This is a genomic window from Streptomyces sennicomposti, from assembly GCF_019890635.1.
GTDB classification, from domain to species: Bacteria; Actinomycetota; Actinomycetes; order Streptomycetales; family Streptomycetaceae; genus Streptomyces; species Streptomyces sennicomposti.
This window is the reverse complement of sequence record NZ_JAIOAB010000122.1, coordinates 1-3,882: the sequence shown is the minus strand read 5'-3', so window position 1 is coordinate 3,882 and position 3,882 is coordinate 1. Positions and strand designations below refer to the sequence as shown.

The window sequence follows — 3,882 nt, the reverse complement described above, 5'->3', positions numbered from 1 at the left end:
CAGGGGACTTCGGGGCCAGGTGCGGGCCCACGCCGGGCTGGTCGACCACGTCGAAGAGGTCGCTCTTGCGCAGCTCGGCGCCGCCGTCGCGCCCGAGTTCCGCGAAGCTGCGGTAGCGCTCCCACAGGATCCGGTGGCGGTCGAGGACCGCCGCCGCCTCGGCGAACGGGACGCCGCCGAACCACCGGGCCAGCAGGGTCGAGATCAGTTCGCGGTGTTCGTAGCGCTGCGACTCGCTGGAGAAGTCGATGCCGAGCGTGTCGGCCAGCCCCGCGAAGGCGGCCGTCAGACCGGTCGCGGCCAGCAGCTTGCTCCAGTGCCGCTCCGTCAGGATCACGACCATCACCCGTACGCCGTCCGAGGTCAGGAAGTCGCGGCCGTAGGTGCCGAAGACGTCGTTGCCCGACTTGACGCGCTCGTGCCGGGTGACCTGCGCCTCGGCGAGATACCCCAGGTTGCCCGCGGTGGCCAGCGCCACGTCGTCCAGCGCGACCCGTATGCTCCGGCCCCGGCCGCTGAGCAGCCGTTCCCGCTCCGCGGCGAGCAGCCCGACCGCCAGATACAGGCCGGCCGCGATGTCCCAGGCCGGCAGCACGTGGTTCACCGGCGCCTCGGCGCCCGACGGCCCGGTGATCAGGGGGAAGCCGGTGGCCGCCTGGACGGTGTAGTCCACGCCCGCGCCGCCGTCGGCCCGCCCCTGGAGGAGCACATGGATCAGGTCGGGGCGCAGGGCGCTGAGCGCCTCGTGGCCGAACTCCGGGTACCGGTCGCTGTTGCTCACCACGACGCACGGGTCGCCGCGCACGATCAGGTCCACCACGCGGCGGCGCTCCGCCTCGGACGACATGTCGACGGCGACGGCGCGCTTGCCCTTGTTCAGCCCCGACCAGTACAGGCTGGTCCCGGAGTCGGCCAGCGGCCATCTGGTGCGGTCCGCCGCGCCGCCGAGGGGTTCGACCCGGACGACGTCCGCGCCCAGTTGCGCGAGCGTCAGCCCGCACAGCGGGGTCGCCACGTAGCTGGAGATCTCGACGACCCTGAGGCCGGACAGCGGCTGCCGTGATGCGGGCACTTCTTCGGGAGGCATGGTCGTCCTTTCGGGTTCGCCGGGTGCGGGCACGCCCGGACCCTGACAGCGATCATATATGATATGCAGTTCATGCGGACAGTCCCCCCAGGGCCGACCGAGCAGACCAGGCCGAGCGACGCCGACGCGACCGCCGCCTTCCCCGCACACCGCATCGCGGCCGCCATGCGGCCTGCCCTGGATGAATATAGTCAATAAGATATATGGTCTGCCCATACCTAGACGCCCGGCAGGCGATCGCGATGCGTCCGACGACCGGTCGGTCATCGACGGGCCGGGGCGAGAAGGAGGCGTCATGACAGTTGCTCCGTTCTCAGAGAAGTACTGGAGCCCCATCGAGACCATTTCCCCCGCGGAAGCGCGGGCGGTCCAGAATGAACGGCTGAGGGAACAAATCGCTCACCTGGCCGGGAACAGCGCCTTTTACCGTGAGAAATTCTCCGCGCACAAAATCGACGCGTCGAAGATCGGCACGGTCGAGGATCTGGCCGGCCTTCCGTTCACGGAGAAGCAGGAGCTGCGCGACAGTCTGGCCGATTTCCCGCCGCTCGGCGCCCATGTCGCCGTGCCCGACCGCGACATCGTGCAGATCCAGGCGTCGTCCGGCACGACGGGAAGCCCGTCGTACGTGGCGCTGACGGCGAGCGACATCACCACCTGGTGCGAACTGGGCGCGCGGGCGCTGTACGCCAACGGCTTCCGGCCCGGCGACCGGCTGCTGCACGCCTTCGGCATGAGCAAGGGCTTCGTGGGCGGCCTGCCGGTCGTCCAGATCCTTCAGTACATGGGCATCGTGGACATCCCGATCGGCGCCGAGGCGGGCGCGGAGCGGCTGCTGCGCGTCCAGGCGGACCAGCGCCCCAACGCGCTGATCGGCACCCCGTACTTCCTCGCCCACCTCGCCGAGCAGGCCCCGAAGATCGTCGGCCGGGCCGCCCGGGAACTGGGCGTCCGCGCGATCAGCGTCGGCGGCGAGCCCGGCGGCGGACTGCCCTCGGTCCGCGAGAACCTCGAGTCGCTGTGGGGCGCGACCGCCCGGGAGATGCTCGGCGGCACCGACATCGCCTGCACCTACTGGGGCGAGTGCGAGGCCGGCGAGGGCATGCACTTCCTGTCGCCGGACCTGATGATCGCCGAGCTGATCGACCCGGAGACCGGCGAGCAGGTCGCCCCGGTCGAGGGCGCGCAGGGCGAGCTGGTCTACACGGCGCTGCGCCGCCAGGCCTCCCCCCTGCTGCGCTTCCGCACCAGGGACCACGTCGTGGTCACCGGCACCGACTGCTCCTGCGGCCGGACCGGATACAAGGTGCGGTGCATCGGCCGCACCGACGACATGCTCATCGTCCGCGGGATCAACGTCTTCCCCTCGGCCCTCAAGCAGCTGGTCCTGGAGCTGGCGCCGCTCACCACCGGGGAGATGCGCATCCGGGCCGACTTCGAGGGCCACTCCACGCAGCGCCCGCTGCCCCTGGTCGTGGAGCACGCGGCCGGTCTGGGCAAGGAGCGGCAGGACGAGCTGCGCACCTCGCTCGAACAGCGCATCCGCTCCGCGCTCAACGTCAAGACGGTCGTCGAACTCGTTCCCGACGGCACGCTCAAGCGTCCCGACCACGTCAAGGTCGCGCTGATCGAGCGGGTGTAGGCACGGCATCCTGCCCGCGGGCAGCGAGAACCCCGCGTTCCCGGGCGGTCCGGGAACGCGGGATTCTCGTTCGCCGGTCAGGCGTCGCGGCGGTGCGCCCCGTGGTCGCCGGGGCGGTCGAGCAACTGGTTGAGGAACGCGCGGGCGGCCGGGCTCAGGGTGCGGCCGTGCGCGGTGGCGATGTGGATCTTCCGTACCGCCCACGGCTCGGCGAGCTCCAGCACGGCGACACCGTCCAGGTCCTCCCGGGTGAGCAGGCACTCGGGCTGCACGGTGACCCCCAGTCCGGCCTGGACGAGGCTGAGCGCGACGCTCGCGCTCCGGACGTGGTACCCGGGCTCGAACTCCCGCTCCAGCCGGCGGGCGGCGACGCGGAAGGCGCCGAGCATGGAGGTGACCGCGATCAGCTTCTCGGGCAGCAGTTCCTGGAACGTCACACCGGGCCGCTCGCTGAGCAGATGGCCGCGGGGCACGACGACGACCAGGCGGTCGCGCCGGTAGGGCGTGACGTCGACCCCGTCGAGGTCCAGCCCGTACGCCGCAGCGAACACGCCCATGTCCGCCTCGCCGTGCGCGACCTGCCGCACGATGTCCGCGTTCTCCACGTCGTGCAGCGCCAGCTCGACGAGCGGGAACTCACGGCTGTAGTCACCCATCTCGCGGGCGAGGAACGGGACGATGATGGTGCGCGCCGACGCGATGGTCAGCTCTCCTCGCACGCCCTGCGTGAAGGAGGAGATCTCCGAGCGCATGTCTTCGAGGCTGTCGAAGATCTGGCGGACGTAGCGCGCCAGGACCGCGCCGGCCGGGCTGGGGACGACCCCCTTCGGCCCGCGTTCCAGGAGCTGGATGCCGGCGATGTCCTCCAGGACCTGGATGCGTTTGGTCGCCGTCGAGGCGGCGATGTTCTCCCGGATCGCGGCCCGGCCGATCTGCTGCTCCTCGATCGAGGAGAGGAAGAGTCGCAGGGTGAACAGGTCGACCTGGCGGATCAGGTGAAGCCGGTTGAACGTTCCCATGGGGCCACCCTCGCAGTGCACGCGGTTCTTCGGGTCAACGGCGGTCGGGCCCCGTCCGCCGGCGGCGGGACGGCCCGTACCGAGGGGCCGACGGCAACGGGCCGGGCGGGGCAGGGAGGGAGAGGGGCGGGGTG

At 71.2% G+C, this 3,882-nt stretch carries 3 protein-coding genes; 1 reads left to right on the top strand and 2 read right to left on the bottom strand.

Features of this window, described 5'->3' with window-relative positions:
- Positions 1–1,087 (bottom strand): CoA transferase (locus tag K7787_RS31280; protein WP_223003697.1); only part of this gene is annotated, 1,087 nt, incomplete at its 3' end.
- A 295-nt stretch (positions 1,088–1,382) separates the two neighbouring features.
- Here K7787_RS31280 and K7787_RS31275 point away from each other — a divergent pair.
- Positions 1,383–2,729, top strand: coding sequence for a phenylacetate--CoA ligase family protein (locus K7787_RS31275; RefSeq protein WP_164393098.1), 1,347 nt, complete (start codon positions 1,383–1,385; stop codon positions 2,727–2,729).
- Between the two features lie 77 nt (positions 2,730–2,806).
- On the opposite strand, the gene K7787_RS31270 is transcribed toward K7787_RS31275, so the two are convergent.
- Positions 2,807–3,748, bottom strand: a complete 942-nt coding sequence (locus K7787_RS31270) for a LysR family transcriptional regulator (RefSeq protein ID WP_247721470.1) — start codon at positions 3,746–3,748, stop codon at positions 2,807–2,809.
- Between the last annotated feature and the right edge of the window lie 134 nt (positions 3,749–3,882).

Bases quoted from the DNA above. Each gene is read 5' to 3' on its own strand.
- K7787_RS31275 (WP_164393098.1), top strand. From the start codon at position 1,383: ATGACAGTTGCTCCGTTCTCAGAGAAGTACTGGAGCCCCATCGAGACC.
- K7787_RS31270 (WP_247721470.1), bottom strand. From the start codon at position 3,748: ATGGGAACGTTCAACCGGCTTCACCTGATCCGCCAGGTCGACCTGTTC.